The following is a 22,849-nucleotide window of genomic DNA, read 5'->3' as shown; positions in this document are numbered from 1 at the left end:
GCTAAGCATGGGTTGAGCGATTGCGCTTGTCGGCGCAATAAGTAGGGTGGCACCGCGGTCCTACCGTCCCTATCAGAGGGATGGCGGGGCCTTTTTTATTTTTTGCTTGAGGGAGTGAAGATCGATGAAAACCATTTTTTCCGGCATTCAGCCAAGCGGCGTCATCACCCTTGGCAACTACATCGGGGCGCTGCGGCAGTTTGTCGAGCTGCAGCATGAATACAACTGCTATTTTTGCATCGTTGACCAACACGCCATTACCGTTCCGCAAGACCCACACGAACTGCGGCAAAACATCCGCCGCCTCGCCGCTTTGTATTTAGCAGTCGGCATCGACCCGACGCAAGCGACGTTGTTCATCCAGTCAGAAGTGCCGGCGCACGCTCAAGCCGCTTGGATGCTGCAGTGCATCGTTTATATCGGCGAACTTGAGCGGATGACGCAATTTAAAGAAAAATCGGCCGGCAAAGAGGCGGTCAGCGCCGGACTGCTCACGTACCCGCCGCTGATGGCCGCTGACATTTTGCTTTATAACACCGACATCGTCCCGGTCGGCGATGATCAAAAGCAGCATATCGAATTGACGCGGGATCTGGCCGAGCGCTTCAACAAACGGTATGGCGAGCTGTTCACGATCCCTGAGGCGCGCATTCCGAAAGTCGGCGCCCGCATCATGTCACTTGTCGACCCGACGAAAAAAATGAGCAAATCCGACCCCAACCCGAAAGCGTACATCACACTGCTTGACGATGCGAAAACGATCGAGAAGAAGATCAAAAGCGCGGTCACTGACTCGGAAGGAACGATTCGCTACGACAAAGAAGCGAAGCCAGGCATTTCGAACTTGCTCAATATTTATTCGACGCTATCCGGTCAATCGATCGAGGAGTTGGAGCGGCAATACGAAGGAAAAGGATACGGCGTCTTCAAAGCCGACCTCGCTCAAGTCGTCATTGAAACGCTTCGACCGATTCAAGAGCGGTATCACCATTGGATGGAAAGCGAGGAGCTTGACCGCGTGTTGGATGAAGGGGCGGAAAAAGCAAATCGGGTTGCATCGGAAATGGTGCGCAAAATGGAGCAAGCCATGGGGCTCGGGCGGCGGCGGTAAATAGCCGCATCGAGCGAAGCCATACAAAAACGGGCAGGCGCCTATCGCCTTGGCCCGTTTTTTAATTGACTTTTGGTTCTTGCTCCATTTCCCACAGTTTTTCGAAAAATGGCTGCCCTTTGATCAAGTTTTCGCACAGCTGCTCATGCCGTTCGGACCACCCGTATTTCGTCTCGTTATACAATTGTTCCCACGCTTCATCAAAAGACATTTTTTGAATAGCGGCGTATTTTTCCGGCGCCCATTCCGTATACCAATAGCGCATCTGGGCCGTATTTTTTGTCGAATAAAGCTGGTCAAGCGCCATAAACAACAGCTGTTTCAACTGCCGCTCTTTGCGCGTGAGTCCGCACATCAGTTCCGGAGCCGGCGATAAAATATGGTATTCTTTTTCATACCTCGGCAGCGGATAGTCCCGTTCCTCCGCTTCGGCCGCCATTTCGTAGACGAGTTGTTCCTGACGCGGAATGAGACGGCTTTTGCGAATCGGGATTTGATAACCGATTGTATCAACAGCCAAAACGCCGGCGCCGTCCGTGACAACGAAACAATAGTCCAGCTGGATGCGTTCATGGTTTTTGCGGACATACGCCTTCTGATGCACATCGTCCAGCATCGGTTTTGGAAGCTCGGACAAGCTGTTTTCAATGTAATGAAACAGGGCCGGAGATACTTTTAACAATGGCACTTGGTCAAGCAGCTCGATTTGATCGTCCTTGCGCCATTCATGGAAATGGCAGACGTTGTATCCGTTCTCTTCGCCTTCAAACCAGTTGACCCAAATGTCGTGCAGATAAAGCATGCGAGACCCCTCACTTCCAGACGTGTTTGTCCATCAGTATAGGCAGAGGGACAGAATTTTATTCCATTTCGTCCTCTTTTCCCCTCTAGGAGCTGCGGCTTGGAAACGTCAAGCTCCCCCACATCAAAAGAAGGCCAATAGGGAATAAATAACATTCCACCCTTGTCGAAATATAAGACAAGTATTCGTGAAAACCGCGCTCTGGGGTGATGATGTTTAAATAAGCGATCACCATCATGCCGCCGACGACCGAAAAACCAAAGCCGACCAAATAAAAAAACAGGCGGACCACCGGGCTTTCCCTTCTTTCTTGTCCACGTCCTTGTTCTACATATATGTCGGCGTCATGGACAACATGCCTGTTTGCGCCCGATGTCCCTAAGATTCTTGTGATAACCGGACAGCGGCGTCCGCCATGCGGTTTCGAGCTAAGACGCTCCCTGTTTGTCTGAAAAGCCCGCCAACTCCGCGATGTCTTTCGTTTCCATCGTCATCAATTGGGTGAGCGAATATCCTCTTTCCAGGCAGCGACGGACGATGGCATACCCAACGGCATAGCCCCCCATTTTCGGATGCCATCCAAGTCCGTACAAAATGCGGGAAGTATGCGGATGCGAAACGGGCAAATGTTTATTCGGGACTATATAGCGCCGCCAAAACCGTTCCATCTCCCGATCGGTGTAATACTTCGTCCATCCCGCACACTGTTCGGCGCCGACTGTCTCGGCGACGGCATGCTCCGCCAATCCTTCCATCACGACGGCATCCAGCAACGTCGCATCTTCGCCTTCGTTCGGCAACTGCTTGAGACGGCATACATGGTTGTATTCATGTGCCACCAACGCGGCGATCTCCTTGTTGCTATGATCTGGAAGCAAGAAGAAAAACAGCTTATCGGCAAACGCCACCCCGCCTTTTCCTTGAAACTCGCGCGCAAGCTTCCAGTTTTCGTCATCGGCCGGCAGCAAACATACCGGAACGTCTGGCCCCTTCCATATCCCCCGTTGCCGTTCATACAAACGGCCAAGACGTTCCCAAAGACGGCGCTCTTTCATCTCCGGCAAAAGCCGCTCGGCCTGTCGAGTGCTTCGGTACATGCCATACAGCCGTAAATAGCTGTAAATCTCACGCGCCGGCATCTTGCCAAAAAGCGGCGCCAACCGTGCGCACAACCGGAGCGGATCGCCTTCATCCTCTTCCAGCCATCGATCGGTCGGAAGCAATCCCATCGCTTTTCCCTCCTTTTCTCTTACGTTATGTCGGCAGGGAAAAGACGGTGAAACAAAACAAAAAAGAGAGCCTGACGCTGAACCGAACCCGCCGTTAGTCACGCGTTTTCAGCTCTGCTCAACCAAGGCTCTCCTTTTCATCCATTACACATATTTTTTAAAAATCAATGTCGCATTATGGCCGCCAAATCCAAATGAGTTGCTTAAGACCGCACGCACGTCTTGCTTGCGCGCTTCATTCGGCACATAGTCGAGGTCGCATTCCGGATCCGGTGTTTCGTAGTTGATCGTCGGCGGAATGATGCCGTCGCGGATCGCCAGCACGGAGAAAATCGCTTCCACCGCACCGGTCGCCCCGAGCAAATGCCCGGTCATCGACTTCGTCGAGCTGACAGCGAGCTTATAGGCATGATCGCCGAATACTTCTTTGATCGCCGCCGTCTCATACTTATCATTGTACTCGGTGCTCGTGCCGTGGGCGTTGATGTAATCGATCTCCTCCGGCTTCAGGCCAGCGTCTTGAAGCGCCTGGCGCATCGCCCGCACGCCGCCTTCGCCGCCCGGCGCCGGCGCGGTGATATGGTACGCATCAGCGGTCGCACCGTAACCGACAATTTCGGCGTAAATCTTCGCGCCGCGGCGCAACGCGTGCTCCAATTCCTCAAGAACAACGATGCCTGCTCCCTCACCCATGACGAAACCGTCGCGGTTTTTGTCAAATGGGCGGCTCGCCGTTTTTGGATCTGGATTGGTTGAAAGAGCCGTATTGGCGCAAAAACCGGCGAACGACATTTTCGTAATCGGCGCTTCCGTCCCGCCGGTGATCATGACATCGGCGTCGCCGCGCTGAATGACTTTAAACGCATCACCGATCGAGTTCGCCCCGGTCGCGCAAGCGGTCACCGTGCACGAATTGATCCCTTTCGCTCCGAGGATGATCGATACTTGCCCAGCGGCCATATCCGGGATCATCATTGGCACGAAAAACGGGCTCACTCGGCGATAACCGCGCTGCTGGAAAATCTCAAACTGCTGTTCAAACGTCTCCATGCCGCCGATGCCAGAACCAATCCAGACGCCGACCCGTTCAGCGTTGCTTTCATGAATGTCGAGATTGGCATCTTTGACCGCCATGAGCGCCGCCGCGACGGCGAATTGGGTAAATCGGTCCATCTTCCGCGCCTCGCGGCGGTCGATAAACAGCGACGGATCGAAGTCTTTCACTTCCGCCGCCACTTTCGCCGGAAAGTCGTCCGGATTGACGCGAGTGACAATGTCGATGCCGGACTGGCCGGCGATGATGTTTTTCCACGTCGTTTCTGCGTCATTCCCAAGCGGGGTGACGGCGCCTATGCCTGTCACGACGACTCGTCTTTTTTCCATCGTTTCCGTCTCTCCTTTTTTATTTCGATAATATACGTGCCGTTAACGGCCCCAGCGCAAAGCGATCGCGCCCCACGTCAGCCCGCCGCCGAAGCCGACCATAATGATGAGATCATCGTCATGGATTTTGCCCGCTTCCAACTCTTCTACAAGCGAAATCGGAATAGATGCGGCCGACGTGTTGCCATATCGACGGATGGTTGTCGATATTTTCTCTTCTGGCAGCTCGAGCCGCTGTCTGGCCGCTTCGACGATGCGAATGTTCGCTTGATGCGGAATGAGAAAGTCGACATCGTCTTTCGTGAGCCCGGCTTTTTCAAGCACACGCACGCTTGATTCTCCCATTTGCCGGACGGCGAACTTGAATACTTCACGGCCGTTCATGACGATATATTCGTCTTTGTATAAATGTTTTCCTCCTGTTCCGTCAGCTCCCAACTCGAAAGATAAAATCCCGCGCCCGGGCGACACCGGACCCATGACGACCGCTCCGGCGCCGTCGCCGAACAGCACCGCCGTGTTGCGGTCGGTCCAATCGGTGATTTTCGATAGTTTGTCTGCCCCCACTACTAATATATACTTGTAGGCGCCTGTGTCAATAAATTGGGCGGCCGTGACCATCCCGTACATAAACCCCGCGCAGGCAGCGCTAATATCAAGCGCAGCGGCGTTGACGGCGCCAAGCCGCTCTTGCAGCATGCAAGCGACCGACGGAAACGGACGGTCCGGGGTGACAGTGGCAACTAAAATGAGATCAATGTCCTTCGCCTCCATGCCAGCGTCTTGAAGCGCCCTTTTGGCGGCAAAATACGCCATATCGGACGTATCAATGTCATCCGCGGCGATGCGGCGCTCCTCGATCCCGGTGCGCGTTCGGATCCATTCATCCGATGTATCCATCATTTTTTCCAAATCAAAGTTGGTCAACACTTTCTCCGGCACATAGCGGCCGACCCCGATAATTCCTGCTCCCATATGGTCCATCTCCTCTTTCCCAAAATGGCGAAAAAATGCTCACGCTGACAACCAAACTTGAATGTACAATCAGTATACATCACCAATTATTATTACTTGGTACTAATTTTAGCCGAAAGAGCGTGGATGCGCAATAGAAAACGAAAGTTGAACGAGCGCTTTCCGTTCCCCTAAGGCATTTGTCCAAACCGCTTTTTCCTTTCTGCCATACAATACAAATACGAGCAACCATCGCATGAAAGGGAGGATCGCCCATGGCCAACGGCGAAGCGCAACAACGTCGCGAACGGCAAGACCATTTTTCCCGTCTAATGTTCGGATCTTTTCCTTCTCGCGCAACCGGCGAGCGCGAAGATCAAGGGAGCGGGGCAGAACCGCCTTTACTGCCGAACATCGATTTCATGAAGCTGTTTGAAAACGTCAATACGCTAGCCGACTCATGGCAACAATTAAAACCGCTCGTGAAAAAGATCACCTCGCTCGTCGACTTATTGAAAAAATAGCAGGGGCTGATCCAAAAAAGCGGTAATACCCCTATCTGAGGCAACATGGAAAAATAGACCACCTTGAAAACCCGGTACAACCAAGGGGTCAGAGGTGGTCTTTTCAATACTTGGGTGAAATTTCATCAAAAAGGAGCTTTTGAGTCAGCTCCTGCCCTTATCGTTTACGGGAGTTCATTGTATTGGCAGAAAAATTGCCCGATTTGCCGAGCCAGTTGGCGCCGTTTCTCCGGCAGCTCGTAAACGACGCGCACCCGGTTGTTTGTCGTTTTCATCCATTGTTCATATTTACGGCTATGCAAGGCGGATGGATACGGGCTCACTCCGGCCAGCTGCCAAATCGTCACCGGAACGTCATGAGGACTGAGAAAGAGGGACGGAACAGCCTCCGGCACCTCTTCTTCTTTCAAGCCATAGGCAGTCGCGATTTCCCTCACCATCCGCCGGTACACGAATGGATGTTCTTGTTCATAGTCAAGCTGGGCGCGTACGTCAAGGCAAGGGTTGATCATGGCGACGGCGCGGATTTGACTTGGCATGGCGCCAAGCAGTTGCAAGGCAACGAGCGCGCCCATTCCTTCGGCAACGATATAGATGCGCTGGTTCACAATTTCGCTTTTCAACACCGAGTAAATGAGCTGGCGCGCCAGCCGGACCGCTTTCGGACTTCCCCAATGCCGGCCGTACAAATGGGACGAAAAGACCGTATACCCACGTTTCAACCAATCTCCCAGCCATTGGCGCCGCCCCGGATGTTCGAGCCAAAAACTCGTCTGTTCGTTCACAAAATGGTCGCCGTCGCCCATTAAAAAAAGGGCAAACCCATTTGGGCGCTCCGGCACGTGAACGATGCACCATTGCTCATCGAGTTGAAAAAACCGCCGTTGTCCTGCCATCGTTTCCATTCACCCTTGTTTGGCAATGCATAATGGTACAGTATACGATATGCGCGGCCAAAAAAAACGTCCGGGTATATGCCTACGCGACAAATTGTGATAAGATAAGAAAAGGAATGACGAGAAGATGGGAGGAACAAAGATGCGCTTGTTTTGGACGTTTTTTTGGACGTTTTTGCTCGTGCAAATGGCAACGTACGTCATGGGCTCGATGCAAGGGATCGGCTATAACTTCGCAACCGGTGCTTTGCTTGGCGTCATCGTGACGATCTTAGTCTTCGTGATTGCAGCCCTGATTCCGGACGAGCCGGCCGGGGATCACCATCATTGATCATTCGCTTCATAAGACAACGCCTTGGGGTGAAAGTCCCAAGGCGTTGTTTTTTGTCATCTTTAACCGAGAATCCTCCCACTTCAACACCTATATATAGATGCAATTTGAAGCTTTAACATTTGTAGCTTTTACCGAGNNCTTTTCCATCAAGGATATGTTAAACTTTTTCGTTGCATCTATATAGGTGTCAATGGAGGAGCATTCCATCCCTATTGATCTAGACTTGTGTTTTCCGTCCATGCTCAAACAATGCGACCAACCCGGCAGACAGGAAGCACGTCTCTCCGCGTCGGCGGCGCCCCCTTCAGCTCGTTTGCGCCGACGGACGAATGATGATCTGCCCGTTGTCAACATCGACCGTGACGGTGCTGTAATCTTTCACCCGCCCAGCGATCAGCTCTTTCGCAAGCGGCGTTTCGATTTGCTTTTGCATAAACCGTTTGAGCGGGCGGGCGCCGTATACTGGGTCGAAGCCCGCTTCGGCGATGTATTGCTTCGCCGCTTCGGTCAGCACGAGTTCGATATGCCGATCGGCCAAACGGGCCGACAGCTCGCGGGCGAACTTTTCGACGATGCCTTTCACTTCATTCATCGACAATGGTTTAAACAAGACGATATCGTCGATCCGGTTTAAAAATTCTGGGCGGAAATGGGCGCGCAGTTGGTCAAACACTTGTTTGCGCGTTTCTTCATCGATGTCGCCCTGTTTGTTTTCCAACAACAGCGGCGATCCGATGTTCGATGTCATAATGACGACCGTGTTTTTAAAGTCGACCGTCCGCCCTTGCGAATCGGTGAGCCGTCCGTCATCCAGCAGCTGCAGCAGGATGTTGAACACGTCCGGATGAGCTTTTTCGATTTCATCGAACAACAGAACGGAATACGGCTTGCGCCGCACTGCCTCGGTCAGCTGGCCGCCTTCCTCATAGCCGACATAGCCAGGCGGCGCTCCGATCAAGCGGGAGACGGCGTGTTTTTCCATATACTCGGACATGTCAAGACGGATGAGCTGCTCCTCGCTGTCAAACAGCGCCTCGGCGAGCGCTTTGGCCAGCTCCGTTTTGCCGACGCCGGTCGGTCCGAGGAACAAAAACGATCCGATCGGGCGGTTCGGGTCTTTCATGCCGGCCCGCGCCCGCAAGACGGCGTCAGCGACAAGCTCGACCGCTTCGTCTTGACCGATGACCCGTCTATGCAGCAATTCATGAAGGCGAAGCAGCTTTTCTCTCTCTCCCTCGACGAGGCGGGTGAGCGGAATGCCCGTCCAGCGTGACACGATTTCGGCAATCTCTTCTTCCGTCACTTCCTCGCGCAGCAATTTCCCTTCACTTTGCTCACTGATTTCTTGCTCGAGCTGTTTGAGTTGCTTTTCCAACTGCGGAATGCGGCCATGGCGAAGCTCCGCCGCCTTGTTTAAATCATACTCGTTTTCCGCCTCTTCCAGTTCGCGTTTTGCCCGCTCGAGCGCCTCGCGCAAACGGCGGACGCGGTCAAGCGCCTCTTTTTCTTTTTGCCATTGCGCTTTCATGGCGTTCGCCTTTTCACGCAAATCGGCAAGTTCTTTTTGCAATGCCGCAAGCCGCTCGCGGCTCGCTTCGTCCGTTTCTTTGCTTAAGGCCGCCTCTTCAATTTCAAGCTGCATGACGCGGCGCATCACTTCGTCCAGCTCCGACGGCATCGATTCCATTTCCGTCCGGATCGTCGCGCACGCTTCATCGACCAAATCGATCGCTTTGTCAGGCAAAAAGCGGTCAGAGATGTAACGGTCGGACAAAACGGCGGCCGCGACGAGCGCGCGATCGTGGATTTTCACTCCATGGTGCACTTCATACCGTTCTTTCAATCCGCGCAAAATCGAAATCGTGTCCTCGACACTCGGCTCTTGGACAAGCACTTGTTGGAAGCGGCGCTCGAGCGCCGGGTCTTTTTCGATGTATTGCCGGTACTCATCAAGCGTCGTCGCCCCAATGCAGCGCAACTCGCCGCGGGCAAGCATCGGCTTGAGCATATTGCCGGCGTCCATCGCCCCTTCCGCTCTGCCGGCGCCGACGATTGTATGCAGTTCGTCAATAAATAAAATGATGCGGCCGTCGCTTTTTTTGATTTCATTGAGCACCGCTTTCAGCCGTTCTTCAAATTCACCTCGAAACTTTGCTCCGGCGACGAGCGCGCTCATATCAAGAGCGAAAATCGTTTTGTCTTTCAGCCCTTCCGGGACGTCTTTGCGCACGATGCGTTGAGCGAGCCCTTCGACAATAGCGGTCTTCCCGACGCCCGGCTCGCCGATCAACACCGGGTTGTTTTTCGTCTTCCGCGACAAAATGCGGATGATGCGGCGAATTTCACTGTCGCGGCCGATGACCGGGTCGATTTTTCCCGCTTTCGCTTCCGCGACAAGGTCGCGCCCGTATTTTGCCAACGCTTCATAGGTTGCTTCCGGATGTGGACTCGTCACGCGTTGATTCCCCCTTACTTTTCTCACTGCCGCTAATAGTGCTTCCTTCGTCAGTCCAAACGACGCCAGCTGCCGAGCGAACGGCTCGGCGCCATGAGGCAACGCGAGCAGCACATGTTCGACCGATATGTACTCGTCTTGCATTCGCTTCGCTTCGTTTTCCGCCTCCTCAAGCAGCCGCGCTAAGGCGGGCGCAACATACAGCTGCCCGTCCGCCCCATGCACTTCAGGCTTTTGGCGAAGCTGGTCTTGCAGCCAGCGGATCGCCTGAGCGCGGTCGGCGCCGCAAAGGGCAAACAGCCGCGGCGCCAAGCCATCTTCTTGCTCGAGGAGCGCCAGCAGAAGATGTTCGACATCAAGCTGTTGATGATGCCGCTCTTTGGCGAGCGACTGCGCCGCCATAAGTGCCTCTTGCAGTTTTTCCGTCAAACGGCTTGCGTCCATGCCGTCCCCTCCATTTGACCTTCTTTGACCATAAATCATTATAGCGGATCGCAAAGCGCACGGCAAATGAAAAGCCACTCCATGCTTGGAATGGCTTTTGTTCTGCTTCACGGTTTGCGCAAATACGTCCAATGTCGATTATGGTTCGACGTTTCTGGAAACGTATCGCCGGCTTTCAGTTTCAGCTTTTTCGGGTGCTTTACATTGTCGCCCGTTTCGCCGATTTCAATATACACGCCGTTGTTCGGCGCTTTATCGCCTGGTTTGAAATGGCGCGGTTGGCCCATTTGTTTCATCCCCCTTGCTTCGATTGCATTTGTTATCATGCCCGGTTTCATCGCTGTTCATAAGAAGGAAAATGATGGAGGATCGCAAACGGAACGCCAAGCTGTTCACAACGAAAAGGAGCTCTCCCCTCGAAATCCTTTTCAAAGTGAAAAAGGAACTCCCGAAACGGGAATTCCCCCTTTGCTATAAAACGGACAACAAAATCGCTTTTTGCGCATGAAGCCGGTTGCCGGCCTGCTCAAAGACGACCGAGTTCGGACCGTCCATGACGCCGGCCGTCACTTCTTCGCCGCGGTGGGCCGGCAGACAATGCAAAAAGAGATAATCCGGTTTTGCCGCTTTGACGAGCTCTTCGTTGACTTGATACGGCTGAAACACTTGCAGCCGCTCAGCACTTTCGCTTTCTTGGCCCATGCTCGTCCAGACATCCGTATAAATCGCATCCGCCCCCGCCACCGCTACAAGCGGGTCGTGCGTCACCACAACGGTTGCCCCGGTTTTCTCGCCGATCTGGCGCGCTGCCTCGACATATTCTGCCTTCGGCTCATAGCCTGGCGGACAGGCGATGGCGACATTCATGCCAACTTTCGCCGCGGCCACAAGCAAGGCGTTGGCGACGTTGTTGCCGTCGCCGACATAGGCGAGCTTGACGCCTTGGAACGTTTTTTTCGCCTCGTAAATCGTCAGCAAATCCGCCAGCGCCTGGCAGGGATGATCGTCGTCCGTCAAGCCGTTGATGACCGGAACGGACGCATACTCGGCCAATTCCTCGACTTTTTGATGGGCAAACGTCCGAATCATAATGACATCGACGTATTGCGACAAGACGCGCGCGGTATCCGCAATCGTTTCACCGCGGCCAAGCTGCAAATCGTTGCCGTTTAAATACATCGCCTGGCCGCCAAGCTGGATCATGCCGACTTCAAACGACACGCGCGTGCGCGTTGAGGGCTTTTCAAAAATCATCGCCATTGTTTTGCCGGAAAGCGGCGTATACGATACACCGGCTTTTTGTTTCGCTTTTAAATCGGCTGCTAGCGCCAACAAGTCCAAAATTTCTTCTGTCGAGAAATCAAGAAGCGTTAAAAAGTCTCTCCCTTTTAATGACATCACTGCATTCATGCGATCACCGCCTGTTCTGCCTGTTTTTTCTTTTCCAACCAGCCATGGATCGGCTGCACGTCAAGATGATCGACATCGAGCGCCTGCAAGAAGAGCTTCAATGTCTCACGTTCCGTGAAGACGAGCAATTGTCGGGACAACGCAGTCATTCGTTTGTTTGCCGCGTCTTCCTCTTTGCCCAAGTTGATCACCGCGAGCGCCGTGTCGCGCTTCACCCAATCGGCAAACGGGACATCTGGCACGATCACAAGCTGTTTCGCTTCGATTTCCGCGGCCAGCGTCTCATCGATGCCGCCAATCACATACATTTCATTGGCGTTTGCTTTCTTTCGCAAGTACGCGTAAAACGCTTTGTACGCCGCTTCTTCCTTCGTCGCTGCGATGCTGATGCCTTCACCGGTCGATTTCATCTCCGGTCCAACCATCGGGTCAACCCCCGGCAGCTTATGGCTCGAAAAGACCGGATACTTTAACACGGCGTACGGCATGACCGCCAATCCGCGAGCTTTTTCGTCAACGATGTCGACGAGTGATTTCCCAAGCAATAACTTTGTCGCAATTTGCGCCAGCGGCACGCCGGTCGTTTTGCTGACGATCGGCACCGTCCGGCTCGCGCGCGGGTTCACTTCAAGGACGTATACATTGCCGTCCGCAATGACGTATTGAATGTTCATGATTCCTTTAAAGCCAAGTTTTTTCGCAATCCGGCCCGCATAGTCGATGATTTTCGCTTTTTCTTCGTCTGTGAGCGTCTGCGCCGGCAGCCAAGCATAGCTGTCGCCGGAGTGGACGCCGGCTTTTTCGACATGTTCAATGATGACCGGCAGCACGATGTCTATTCCATCCGTCACAATGTCCGCTTCCGCTTCTTTCCCATCCAAGTACGCGTCAATTAAAATCGGATACGTTAACTCGCCTTGCTCCACCAATGCCGCAAGCTGGACTTCATCGCGGACGATGAACATGCCGCGGCCGCCGATGACATACGACGGGCGAAGCAGCACCGGATAGCCGATTTCGGCCGCTTTGGCGGCGAGCTCCTCAGCGTCGTTCGCCATTAGGCCAGGCACGTGCGGAATGTCAAGCTCTTCAAGCAACTGATAAAAGCGGTCGCGGTCTTCGAGCTGGTCGATCATATCATAGGTGACGCCAAGCAGCGGCACACCGGCTTCTTCAAGACCTTTGACCAAATTGATCGCCGTCTGTCCGCCAAACTGAACGATGACATGCTTGATTTGTTCCGCTTCAATGACATCGAGGACGCTCTCTAACGTAAGCGGCTCAAAGTACAGGCGGTCGGCGACGGCAAAGTCGGTGCTCACGGTTTCCGGATTGTTGTTGATCATCACCGTTTCATAGCCTTCTTTTTGCAAGGCGAACACGCTATGAACGGAGCTGTAGTCAAACTCAATGCCTTGGCCGATGCGAATAGGTCCGGCTCCAATGATCAGCACTTTCTCCTTGCCGCTCGCTTTCTTCCGCTCGTCTTCGCCGAAATAGGTCGAGTAGTAATAATCCGTTTCCGAATGAAATTCGGCCGCGCACGTGTCGACCATTTTGTATGACGGCACGATGCCAAGTTCCTTCCGCTTGTTGCGCACCTCAAGCTCCGTCACGCCCCACGTTTCGGCCAAAAAGGCGTCGCTTGCCCCTTTTTCTTTCAAGAAGCGCAACGTCGGCTCATCGATCGTATCAATCGTGGTGGCTGCCGCTTGTTTTTCGAGCGCCACGAGCCGTTCGAACGAAGCAAGGAAAAAGCGGTCGATTTTCGTCCATTCGTGAATCGCTTCGACCGCCACCCCGCGGCGGAGCAGTTCCAAAATCGCGAAAAAGCGGCGGTCGTCTTTGTCGACAAGCAGCTGTTTCAGCTCGTCATCCGTTTTCGCCGAAAGCTCTGGCAAAAACAGTCCGTTGTTTTTGCCTTCGAGCGACTGCACCGCTTTTTGGAACGCCCGCTCCATATTGCGGTCGATCGCCATCACTTCCCCGGTCGCTTTCATTTGCGTACCGAGCTTCCGGTCCGCGTGCGGGAACTTGTCAAACGGCAAGCGCGGGAACTTGACGACGACGTAGTCCAAGGCCGGCTCGAAGCTGGCGTACGTCGTTTTCGTCACCGGATTGACGAGTTCCGCGAGCGTATAGCCGACCGCCAGCTTCGCCGCAATGCGGGCGATCGGGTAGCCGGTCGCTTTGGACGCGAGCGCTGACGAGCGGCTGACGCGCGGGTTGACTTCGATTAAGTAATATTGTTTGCTGTTCGGATCAAGGGCGAACTGAATGTTGCAGCCGCCGATGATCCCTAAGGCGGAAATAATTTTCACTGCTGAAGAACGAAGCATTTGGTACTCCTCATCGGTCAACGTCTGCGACGGTGCGACGACGATCGAATCGCCCGTATGGATGCCGACTGGATCGACGTTTTCCATATTGCAAACCGTGATGCACGTATTCGACTGGTCGCGCATCACTTCGTATTCAATTTCTTTAAACCCAGCGACGCTCCGTTCGATCAAACATTGGCGGATCGGGCTTTCGGCCAGCCCTTTCTCCACGAGCGCGAGAAACTGCTCCATGTTTTCGGCAATGCCGCCGCCCGTCCCGCCGAGCGTATACGCGGGACGAATAATGATCGGAAAACCGATTTGTTCGGCAAACGCGACCGCTTCCTCGACGCTTGTAACAATTTCGCTCTCCGGCACTGGTTCGCCAAGCTCATGCATTAACGCGCGGAACGCTTCGCGGTCTTCCCCGCGCTGAATGGCTTCAATCGGTGTTCCGAGCAGTCTCACCCCGTATTTTTCGAGCACGCCGGCTTCATGAAGCGCAAACGCCAAGTTGAGCCCGGTCTGGCCGCCGAACGTGGCGAGCAGCCCATCCGGGCGTTCTTTGGCGATGACCGCTTCGACCGCCTCGACGGTGAGCGGTTCAAAATACACGGCATCGGCATGAACTTCATCGGTCATGATCGTCGCCGGATTGTTGTTCACTAAAATGACGCGATATCCTTCTTCCTTTAAGGCGATGCACGCTTGTGTGCCGGAATAATCAAACTCGGCGGCCTGGCCGATGACAATCGGCCCCGACCCGATCAGGAGAATCGACTGAAGCGAAGAATCTTTAGGCATACACGTTCTCTCCCTTGAACACGGTTTGCAAAAATTCGTCGAAAATATAGCCGGTATCTTGCGGCCCCGGATGCGCCTCCGGGTGATATTGCACCGACAAAATCGGTTTATGGCGATGAACGATGCCTTCGATCGAGCCGTCGTTGACGTTGATGAAGCGGATGTCAAACGGCTTGCCCGCCAAGCTTTCCTCTTTGACGACGTAACTATGATTTTGCGATGTCATCATTACTTTTTGCTTCCCGGCGTCCCACACCGGCTGATTGGCGCCGCGGTGCCCGAAGCGGAGTTTTTCCGTATCCGCCCCGTACGCTAAGGCGACAAGCTGATGGCCAAGGCAAATCGCAAGCGTCGGATACCGGTCGATAAGCTGACGGATAGCGGGAAGCTGATGGCTTAACTGTTTCGGATCGCCTGGGCCGTTCGAGAGGACAAGCCCGTCCGGTTTCAGCGCGTCAATCGCTTCCGGCGCCGTATCATGCGGCACGACCGTCACCCGGCAGCCGCGTGCAAGGAGCGACTGCAAAATCGACTTTTTATAGCCGAAATCGATGAGCACCAAATGCGGCCCGGCTTCGCCGTATGTTTCGATCGTTTTCGTTGACACCGCGCGCACTGGAAACGCCGCTTCCTCATCCGCAACTGCTGGAATGGGCGACAAACTTAATTCCGCCATCATCGTCCCAGCGGTGCGGATTTCTTTCACAAGGGCGCGCGTGTCCACGTGCGCAAGAAGCGGAATGTTCCAATGCTGCAAGTATTCTGCCAAGCTGTATTTCGCCCCATAATGAAATCCTGTGCTGCTCGCTTCGTAGACGACGACCGCTTCGACGTGCGGCCGCTTGCTTTCAAAATCGTCTTCATTAATGCCATAATTGCCGATCAGCGGGTACGTAAAAACGATGATTTGGTTTTTATACGACGGGTCGGTCAACACTTCTTGATAACCGGTCATGCCGGTGAAAAAAACGATCTCCCCGCTCACCTTTTCTTTAAGCGGAGCGGCGAGCTCGCCGCTGAACGTTTTTCCGCTCGCCACATGCAAGTACGCTTTCATTGGCGCCACCTCATCGTTTGAGTTTTTATAACCGTTTAAGAATTTTTATGCATGAACAGGAATAAAAATTAAGCCGTCGGCCGTCCGTTTACAAGACGGCTGAGGCGTTGGCGTTGTTCAACACGTTTGTTAAAATGTCCACCGCTTCATCGATTTCCGCTTTCGTCACGACAAGCGGCGGCAGCAGGCGGATCACCTTCGGCCCCGCCGAGAGGACAAGCAAGCCGTTTTCATGAATCAATGGCAACAGCGGTGCGACGTCCGTTTGGCACTCGACCCCGACAAGCAGCCCGAGCCCGCGCACGTCCTTGACGATGTCAAGCGGGGCGAGCGCCTCGTTTAACCGTCCGAGCAAGTAGCTCCCCTTTTCTTGCACCTCTTGCAAAAACGCCGGATCGAACACCACTTCTAACGTCGCCTTGGCAGCGGCCATCGCGATCGGGTTGCCGCCAAACGTCGACCCGTGCACGCCAGGCCCAAACGACTCTTTCAAAAACGCTTTGCCGATCATCGCACCAACCGGAATGCCGCTTCCAAGTCCTTTCGCCACGGTGATGATGTCGGGCTCCACGCCGAAATGCTGGTAAGCAAACGGCTTTCCGGTCCGGCCGATGCCGGTTTGCACTTCGTCGATGATCAGGAGCGCCCCGTACTGTTGACACAGCTCCGACGCTATTTGCAAAAACGCCGGATCCACCGGGCGGACCCCCCCTTCCCCTTGGACGACCTCAAGCATCACCGCGGCCACTTCTTCGTTCATTGCCTGCTTGAGAGCGTCGACATCATTCAGCGGCAAGTGAATGAATTCCGGAAGCAGCGGACCAAAACCGCTATGCACTTTCTCCTGCCCGGTCGCGGCCATGGTCGCGAACGTCCGGCCGTGAAACGACTGGCGGAACGTAATGACTTTGTGTCTCCCGGTATGTTTGCGCGCCAGCTTCAGCGCCGCCTCGTTCGCTTCCGCCCCGCTGTTGCAGAAAAAAACATAATCGCCGGCGCTGTGGGCGACAAGCAAGGAGGCGACCTCTTCTTGAATCGGGATCGTAAACAAGTTCGAGACGTGCCAATATTGATTCAGCTGTTGTTCAATGCCCTTTTGGACATGCGGATGGCGATGGCCGAGATTGCAGACGGCAATGCCGGAGACAAAGTCGAGATATTGTTTTCCATTCACATCGGTCACAACCGTCCCTTCCGCGGCTTGGACGGCGATATTCCAACGGTTGTAAGTCGGAAATAGCGCGCTCATTATTTAGTAGACCCCCACTTCGTTTTCTTTCCGAATCGTTGTCCCATACCATGTTCCGTTCTGGTAAAACGTCGTTTTGCCGCTGACGATCATCACCTCGGGCAGCGCATCGGACAGGGCGGACAGCGCCGCTTTCACTTTCGGAATCATCCCGCCCGTGATGACGCCGTCTTCGATCAGTCGTTCAATCGTTTCCGCCGTCGCCTCGGCCACGAGCGCGCCGTCTCGCAAAATTCCGGGCACGTTCGTCACAAACGCGAGCTGGCTGGCGCCAATGGCGGCCGCGACCGCCCCAGCCGCCGTGTCGGCGTTAATGTTGTATGTTTGCCCGTTTTGGTCGATGCCAAGCGGCGAAACGACCGGAATGTAGCCCGCCTCAAGCAGCGTGCGCAAAAGACGGGAGCGAACCGTTTTCACACGGCCGACATAGCCAAGTTTAGCAACGTCAATCGGTTCCGCTTCGAGCAGCCCCCCGTCCACGCCGGAAACGCCGACCGCCGGCAAGCCGTTCTGCCTGAGCATCGCCACAAGCTGTTTGTTCACTTTGCCGGAGAGCACCATTTCCACAACGGCAAGCACCTCTTTCGTCGTTTTCCGCAAGCCGTTGACAAACTCGCTCGGCACCGCCAGTTTTTTCAACATTTGCCCGATTTCCGGCCCGCCGCCGTGGACGATGACGACATCCATCCCTTGTTCCCGAATCGTTCTCACGCTGGCAAAAAAGGCGGGAGACAGCTCATCGAGCACGCTGCCGCCGCATTTGATGACAACCGTTTTCCCCATGGTTCTCTCTCCTTACGTCCGATAGCTGGCGTTGATTTTCACATAACCGTACGTCAAGTCGCAGCCCCACGCGACGCCGAAGCCATCGCCCAAGTGCAAATCCACCTCAATGACGACCGTCTCTTGTTGCAAATACGCCGTCGCTTCTTCTTCCGAGAACGGTTGCGGCTCGCTTCCTTTCAGCATCACAATCGGCCCGATCGTGACATCAACATTGTCCGGATCAACGTCAGCGTCCGCATAGCCGATCGCGCCGATGATCCGCCCCCAGTTGGCATCCGCGCCGTAAACGGCCGTTTTCACTAAGTTGGAGCCAACGATTTGCTTCGCGACTTTTTTCGCCTCATCGTCCGTTTTCGCACCGCGCACGCGCACTTCAATGAGCTTCGTCGCCCCCTCGCCGTCTCTGGCGATTTGCTTCGCCAAGTCTTCGCACGTTTTCCGCAGCGCCTCGTAAAAGTTCCCCCAATCCGGATGATTCGGCGTCAGCTCATCATTTCCAGCAAGACCGCTTGCCATCACCACAACCATGTCATTCGTCGACGTATCGCCATCGACCGTAATTTGGTTAAATGAAACGTCCGTAGCCGCTCGCAGCGCCGCGTGCAACACCGTCGATGAAATATTCGCATCGGTCGTAATGAACGCGAGCATCGTCGCCATGTTCGGATGGATCATCCCCGATCCTTTCGCCGCCCCGCCGACGGTGACCGTTTTCCCATCGACGGTCGTTTGGTAACAGGCGCGCTTCATCACCGTATCCGTCGTTAAAATCGCCGTTTGAAACGCCTCCGCATCCGCCATCGTCGCCCCTGGAACAAGCTTTTCGATGCCCGCGCGAATTTTTTCCATCGGCAAATATTCCCCGATCACGCCCGTTGAAGCGACAGCCACATGGTGCAGCGCCAGGCCAAACTGTTTCGCGCACAGCTCGCGCATTTCATAGGCGTCCTTGAGCCCCTGCTCGCCGGTGCAGGCGTTCGCGCATGCGCTGTTGACGATGACCGCCTGCAATTTTTGTTCTACAGCGAGGCTCGCCTGCGTCACTTTGAGCGGCGCCGCCTGGAAATGGCTTTGCGTATACACCGCCGCCGCCGAAGCCGGCACGTCGCATAGAATAACCCCTAAATCGTTTTTCGAATAGCGCAGCCCGGCGTGCACCCCAGCCGCTTGAAATCCCTTCGGCGTGACGACCGTTCCATCGGCGACCACCGTTACTTGCGCCGTTTGTTTCGTTGCTGTCATTGTTCGTTCCCCTTCCCTCACGGATAGATCGGCAAGGAGTGGAGGCCCTCAGCCTCATCCCACCCCATCATCAAATTGAAGTTTTGCACCGCCTGCCCGGCAGCGCCTTTCATCAAGTTGTCGATCACCGACACGACCGTCACCCGTCCCGTCCGTTCATCGTAGGCGAGGCCGATGTCGCAATAATTTGAGCCGTACACTTCTTTTGTCGCTGGAAACTGTCCAAGTTGACGGATGCGGACAAACGGCGAACCTTCATAACTTGTTTTATATAAATCTACCAAGTCGTTTGGCGAAATCGGTTGTTTCGCCTTCGCATAGATCGTCGCCATAATGCCCCGTGTCATCGGAATCAAATGGGTGCTGAACGTAATCGGCTCCATCGCTTCATTCCACGTTTGCAGCGTTTGCTCAATTTCCGGAATGTGCTGATGGACGTTCACTTTATAAATTTTCACGTTTTCGTTCACTTCGGAAAAATGCGTCCCAAGCCCTGCTTTCCGCCCCGCGCCCGATACGCCGGACTTGGCGTCAACGATGATCGAGTCTTCCTTAATCAATCCTTCTTTGACAAGCGGCGCCAAGCCAAGCAGCGTCGCCGTCGGATAACAGCCCGGGTTGGATAGGAGCACGGCCTCGCGCACCGCCTCCCGATTCCACTCGGTCAGCCCGTACACCGCCTTTTGCAAATATTCCGCTGGCGCCGCCTCGCGTCCGTACCATTGTTCGTACACCGCTCCGTCTTTCAAACGGAAATCCCCGGATAAATCGATCACTTTCACTCCCCGATCGACAAGCGCCGGCGCCCACTCCCCGGACACCCCGGGCGGCGTGGCGAAAAAGACCGCATCGTAACGGGAAAGCGCCTCGATTTCAAGTTTATGCAACACCGCACCATCGACCGAACCGACGTGCGGGAAACTTTCCGATACATGAACCCCGTCCTGCGACGACGAGAAAACGTCGCAGCGGCTCACATGCGGATGCCCGTGCAACAAGCGGAACAACTCCGCGCCGCTGTACCCCGTCGCCCCGATAATGGCTACGTTCATCATGTTCCCCCTCACCCGTATGCCTCATGTAGTTCTCATTATAATACTGTATAAAAATAAAATCAAATGTATATTTAATAATTTTCGAGGATTTTTTTCTTGCCCCTCCCTCCGTCTATGAGAAACGAATACCGATTTGTCCCGGCAGCCAAGGTGCATCCTTGACTCCATCGCCCTCATGTCCTCGGGATGCAAAGACTTTCACAAACGATTCCATCGATGTTCAACAAGTTTTCAATCTTTCCACTATCCTTATATTGACTTCCCTCTTTTTTCCTGTACACTTTTATATAGCGATACATTTTACGTAAGGTTGTGATCGGATGAACGAGATTGAATCTCGTGAATGGCAGAAGTGGCTTACACCGCTTGGGCGCGATCTTCGCCTTGAGAAGGGAACGTACTTGTTTCAAGAAGGGGAAAAAGCAGACGATATTTACTATATCCAATCGGGGAAAATCCAAATCAGCAAAATGGATATGGACGGACGGGAGCTCGCGCTGCGCATTTGCAGCGAGGGCGATTTGATCGGCGAGCTGACGCTGTTTTGCCCTGGCGCCCGCTACATGCTGACGGCGAAAGCGCTCGAAGACAGCGTCGTTTCCGCCATTCCGCGCGAAAGGCTCGAACAAGAGCTCGCCAACAATCCGACGCTGGCGATCGAGTTGATGAAGTGGATGAGCCTCCATTTCCGCAAAACGCAGACGAAATTCCGCGACCTCATTTTGCACGGCAAAAAAGGAGCGCTCTATTCAACGCTCATCCGTCTGTGCAACAGCTACGGCGTGATGAAGGAAGACGGCATTTTGATCGACGTGCCGCTGACGAACCAAGAGCTCGCCAACTTTTGCGGCACCTCCCGTGAAGTCGTCAACCGCATGCTCGGCGATTTGCGGAAAAAAGGCGTCATCTCCGTGGAAAAAGGAAAAATTTGCGTCCACAACTTGCAATATTTGCGCGACGAAATCGCCTGCGAAGGCTGCCCGCCCGAGCTGTGCCGCATTGACTGACGGGCAAGTGCGGCAAAAAAAGGAGCTGACCGAAAAGAGCGGTAATGTTCCTATTTAGGGCGACATGGAAAAACAGGCCACCACGAAAAACCCGGTAAAACCAAGGGTTTCAGAGGTGGTCTCTTTCACATACTTCGGTTAAATTTCACCAAAAAGGGGGCTTTTGAGTCAGCCCCTTTTGCTCTTTTCGGAGCAATCATTCACACCGCACCTTACTTCACCATATCCCGATCCATCCAACTCAGACGGCCATCGTCTCCAGTGAACTACCCACCACCTACGCTTCGCTGAGAGGTGGGGGCTTCAAGCGACTTGTGTGCGTTCGCCGAACGGTAAGCCACACACAAGAACCCTTTACGCTTCCCTTCGTTCGGAAGGTGTCCGTTCTAACCATATTCTATCCTATTCGTTGGCTAACGCCAACCGACATTCATCTCCCACCTACTCACTGAGTTACACCCTTCGCGTTCCTTGCGGTGGGAGACTTCTTTCGAAAAGATGTTAAAAAAGATAACAAAAAATGCGCAAATACAGACCTCTCGTTGCCCTGCAGGCAAATACGATGTTTACTGATGATGATTGTTAAGAAAAGAAAACAAGCCCACAAACAAAAAAATCCCCCCCATCGTTTTATAAGTGCTTATATATTCTTTTAACATTTGCAAATATTCTTGAGAATCCACAGATCCCCCCATGGATCGAACCCAGGATGAAGCAGAACGACTCCCTAATTCAGGACTATTTAACATCAACCACAATCCGATGAGAGAAAGAACGAGTGAAACAAACTTCATTTTGTTTGGGCTTTTTAAAATATTCATTTTGCATCCTCCTTTTTATAACTATCCGTTATGCTTAAACGAAACACAAAAACAGAAGCAAGTTCCATCAGGAAACTTGCTTCAATATTACTATAAATAACAGAACACAGAACATTACTCATAGTAATAAAAACATACCCCTACAGGCTTAGCGGCATATCCATACCCTACTTTAGAATCCCATCCAATAAGTGGGTCGTACCAAACTTCAAAGTTATAAACTTTGTAATACGGTCTAGCTATTATGGTATAGGTTTTTCCTGCTGGAACTTGAATTTGATAAGTGTCTGTAACTTCATAAGATTTTGTTACGTTAAATCCCAACGCTGCCGAAACTGTTTCAGCGCTTATATTTGTGTTCGATGACCATGTGGCAGAAACCCCTTGTTTTATAGACATGGTAGCTGTTGATGGTCCTTTAAAAGTAGATTGTCTTATTATTTCTGTTCCACATGCTTCACTAGTAGTAATGTTTTTTAGATAATAACCCGTTCCTAATTGTGGAGTCACCACAGGACGATCCCCTGGAAGGGATGACTCTTGTGCTTGAGTGTATGCGATTGAAACCCCAACTAGTTTTTTCCCTTTTGGTCCAGGAACAGAAGTTTCTAATCTTTTAAGAAATTCTAGGTCTGTTATTTCAATCACCTTGTTCCCGCTTTGAGATACGATCACACTCGATTCTTTCGCTCTATCTAAAAACCCATTTACTGTCACATTCGTCTTGCTACTGAGTGAACATCCTGCATTTGAAGTCCCTTCTTCGGCAGAAGCGATGATACTGCCACCCAGCAACAGACCGAAAACTAACGAAAAAGAAAGGATTGATTTGAGAAGATCTTTTATCATTATAACCTCTCTCCAATTACAAAAATGATGTCCTCCAAAAGCAACCAAGCAACGCGATCTGCCCACTATCTCTAAAGGGCTGGTGATTTAGCGCAAAATATGGCTGATTCCTGCTC

At 53.3% G+C, this 22,849-nt stretch carries 21 protein-coding genes and 1 other annotated feature (1 of these 22 cut by a window edge); of the genes, 4 read left to right on the top strand and 17 right to left on the bottom strand.

The features are described from left to right. Nucleotides 1–74: a binding site (T-box leader), on the top strand; it begins 159 nt to the left of the window's first position. Between the two features lie 50 nt (nt 75–124). Next, on the top strand, nt 125–1,111 hold the full coding sequence (gene trpS / locus ETR37_RS01590; protein WP_015374152.1) for a tryptophan--tRNA ligase: 987 nt from the start codon (nt 125–127) through the stop codon (nt 1,109–1,111). A gap of 61 nt (nt 1,112–1,172) precedes the next feature. On the opposite strand, the gene ETR37_RS01585 is transcribed toward trpS, so the two are convergent. From ETR37_RS01585 to ETR37_RS01565, 5 genes are all read right to left on the bottom strand, one after another. After that, nucleotides 1,173–1,913: a YjbA family protein gene (locus ETR37_RS01585; RefSeq protein WP_129446820.1), complete on the bottom strand. Its 741-nt coding sequence runs from the start codon at nt 1,911–1,913 to the stop codon at nt 1,173–1,175. Between the two features lie 85 nt (nt 1,914–1,998). Then, complete coding sequence (locus ETR37_RS01580; RefSeq protein ID WP_015374150.1) at nt 1,999–2,205, bottom strand: YuzI family membrane protein; 207 nt, start codon at nt 2,203–2,205, stop codon at nt 1,999–2,001. Nucleotides 2,206–2,341: 136 nt separating this feature from the next. After that, entirely contained in the window at nt 2,342–3,142 is an 801-nt protein-coding gene (locus ETR37_RS01575; protein ID WP_129446819.1) for a DUF2268 domain-containing putative Zn-dependent protease, read from the bottom strand. A 144-nt stretch (nt 3,143–3,286) separates the two neighbouring features. Continuing rightward, on the bottom strand, nt 3,287–4,525 hold the full coding sequence (gene fabF / locus ETR37_RS01570) for a beta-ketoacyl-ACP synthase II (RefSeq protein WP_015374148.1): 1,239 nt from the start codon (nt 4,523–4,525) through the stop codon (nt 3,287–3,289). Nucleotides 4,526–4,567: 42 nt separating this feature from the next. After that, complete coding sequence (locus ETR37_RS01565; protein ID WP_011230305.1) at nt 4,568–5,500, bottom strand: beta-ketoacyl-ACP synthase III; 933 nt, start codon at nt 5,498–5,500, stop codon at nt 4,568–4,570. Between the two features lie 254 nt (nt 5,501–5,754). Here ETR37_RS01565 and ETR37_RS01560 point away from each other — a divergent pair, with 254 nt between their 5' ends. After that, nucleotides 5,755–6,003 carry a hypothetical protein gene (locus tag ETR37_RS01560; protein WP_015374147.1) on the top strand — a complete coding sequence of 83 codons (249 nt, stop codon included), beginning with the start codon at nt 5,755–5,757 and terminating at the stop codon, nt 6,001–6,003. A gap of 164 nt (nt 6,004–6,167) precedes the next feature. Here ETR37_RS01560 and ETR37_RS01555 read toward each other — a convergent pair whose 3' ends face one another. Then, nucleotides 6,168–6,908, bottom strand: coding sequence for an alpha/beta fold hydrolase (locus tag ETR37_RS01555; RefSeq protein ID WP_020753723.1), 741 nt, complete (start codon nt 6,906–6,908; stop codon nt 6,168–6,170). 133 nt (nt 6,909–7,041) lie between these two features. Between ETR37_RS01555 and ETR37_RS01550 the strand changes: the two genes are divergently transcribed. Next, nucleotides 7,042–7,230 (top strand): YjzD family protein, encoded by a 189-nt coding sequence (locus ETR37_RS01550; RefSeq protein ID WP_011230302.1) that lies wholly within the window; start codon nt 7,042–7,044, stop codon nt 7,228–7,230. 307 nt (nt 7,231–7,537) lie between these two features. On the opposite strand, the gene clpB is transcribed toward ETR37_RS01550, so the two are convergent. From clpB to argC, 9 genes are all read right to left on the bottom strand, one after another. Beyond that, nucleotides 7,538–10,132 (bottom strand): ATP-dependent chaperone ClpB, encoded by a 2,595-nt coding sequence (gene clpB, locus ETR37_RS01545; RefSeq protein WP_033006384.1) that lies wholly within the window; start codon nt 10,130–10,132, stop codon nt 7,538–7,540. A gap of 107 nt (nt 10,133–10,239) precedes the next feature. After that, nucleotides 10,240–10,419 (bottom strand): YjzC family protein, encoded by a 180-nt coding sequence (locus tag ETR37_RS01540; protein WP_011230299.1) that lies wholly within the window; start codon nt 10,417–10,419, stop codon nt 10,240–10,242. A 184-nt stretch (nt 10,420–10,603) separates the two neighbouring features. After that, a complete protein-coding gene (gene argF, locus ETR37_RS01535; protein WP_129446818.1) occupies nt 10,604–11,542 on the bottom strand; it encodes an ornithine carbamoyltransferase in 939 nt (312 codons plus the stop codon). Beyond that, nucleotides 11,539–14,667 (bottom strand): carbamoyl-phosphate synthase (glutamine-hydrolyzing) large subunit, encoded by a 3,129-nt coding sequence (locus ETR37_RS01530; protein WP_129446817.1) that lies wholly within the window; start codon nt 14,665–14,667, stop codon nt 11,539–11,541. The genes argF and ETR37_RS01530 overlap by 4 nt, the downstream gene beginning before the upstream one ends. Then, the gene (locus tag ETR37_RS01525) at nt 14,660–15,724 is read right to left on the bottom strand and encodes a carbamoyl phosphate synthase small subunit (protein WP_129446816.1); all 1,065 of its coding nucleotides are present in this window, start codon (nt 15,722–15,724) and stop codon (nt 14,660–14,662) included. The genes ETR37_RS01530 and ETR37_RS01525 overlap by 8 nt, the downstream gene beginning before the upstream one ends. An 88-nt stretch (nt 15,725–15,812) precedes the next feature. Next, nucleotides 15,813–16,973 (bottom strand): acetylornithine transaminase, encoded by a 1,161-nt coding sequence (locus ETR37_RS01520; protein ID WP_081132240.1) that lies wholly within the window; start codon nt 16,971–16,973, stop codon nt 15,813–15,815. A gap of 3 nt (nt 16,974–16,976) precedes the next feature. Continuing rightward, a complete protein-coding gene (gene argB / locus ETR37_RS01515; protein WP_129446815.1) occupies nt 16,977–17,756 on the bottom strand; it encodes an acetylglutamate kinase in 780 nt (259 codons plus the stop codon). A gap of 12 nt (nt 17,757–17,768) precedes the next feature. Then, nucleotides 17,769–19,001, bottom strand: a complete 1,233-nt coding sequence (gene argJ / locus ETR37_RS01510) for a bifunctional ornithine acetyltransferase/N-acetylglutamate synthase (RefSeq protein WP_129446814.1) — start codon at nt 18,999–19,001, stop codon at nt 17,769–17,771. A 17-nt stretch (nt 19,002–19,018) separates the two neighbouring features. Further along, nucleotides 19,019–20,053, bottom strand: coding sequence for an N-acetyl-gamma-glutamyl-phosphate reductase (argC, locus tag ETR37_RS01505; RefSeq protein ID WP_129446813.1), 1,035 nt, complete (start codon nt 20,051–20,053; stop codon nt 19,019–19,021). A 323-nt stretch (nt 20,054–20,376) separates the two neighbouring features. Between argC and ETR37_RS01500 the strand changes: the two genes are divergently transcribed. After that, nucleotides 20,377–21,063, top strand: a complete 687-nt coding sequence (locus ETR37_RS01500) for a Crp/Fnr family transcriptional regulator (protein ID WP_129446812.1) — start codon at nt 20,377–20,379, stop codon at nt 21,061–21,063. Nucleotides 21,064–21,629: 566 nt separating this feature from the next. Here the strand turns inward: ETR37_RS01500 and ETR37_RS01495 are convergent. Further along, a complete protein-coding gene (locus ETR37_RS01495; protein WP_060787888.1) occupies nt 21,630–21,884 on the bottom strand; it encodes a hypothetical protein in 255 nt (84 codons plus the stop codon). 114 nt (nt 21,885–21,998) lie between these two features. Beyond that, nucleotides 21,999–22,733 (bottom strand): DUF6426 family protein, encoded by a 735-nt coding sequence (locus tag ETR37_RS01490; RefSeq protein ID WP_020279624.1) that lies wholly within the window; start codon nt 22,731–22,733, stop codon nt 21,999–22,001. Nucleotides 22,734–22,849 lie beyond the last annotated feature (116 nt).

This window comes from Geobacillus sp. PK12, assembly GCF_004123125.1.
Lineage (GTDB): Bacteria > Bacillota > Bacilli > Bacillales > Anoxybacillaceae > Geobacillus > Geobacillus zalihae.
Note: the sequence above shows the minus strand (reverse complement) of the source record. Positions and strands in the feature narration are given on the sequence as shown.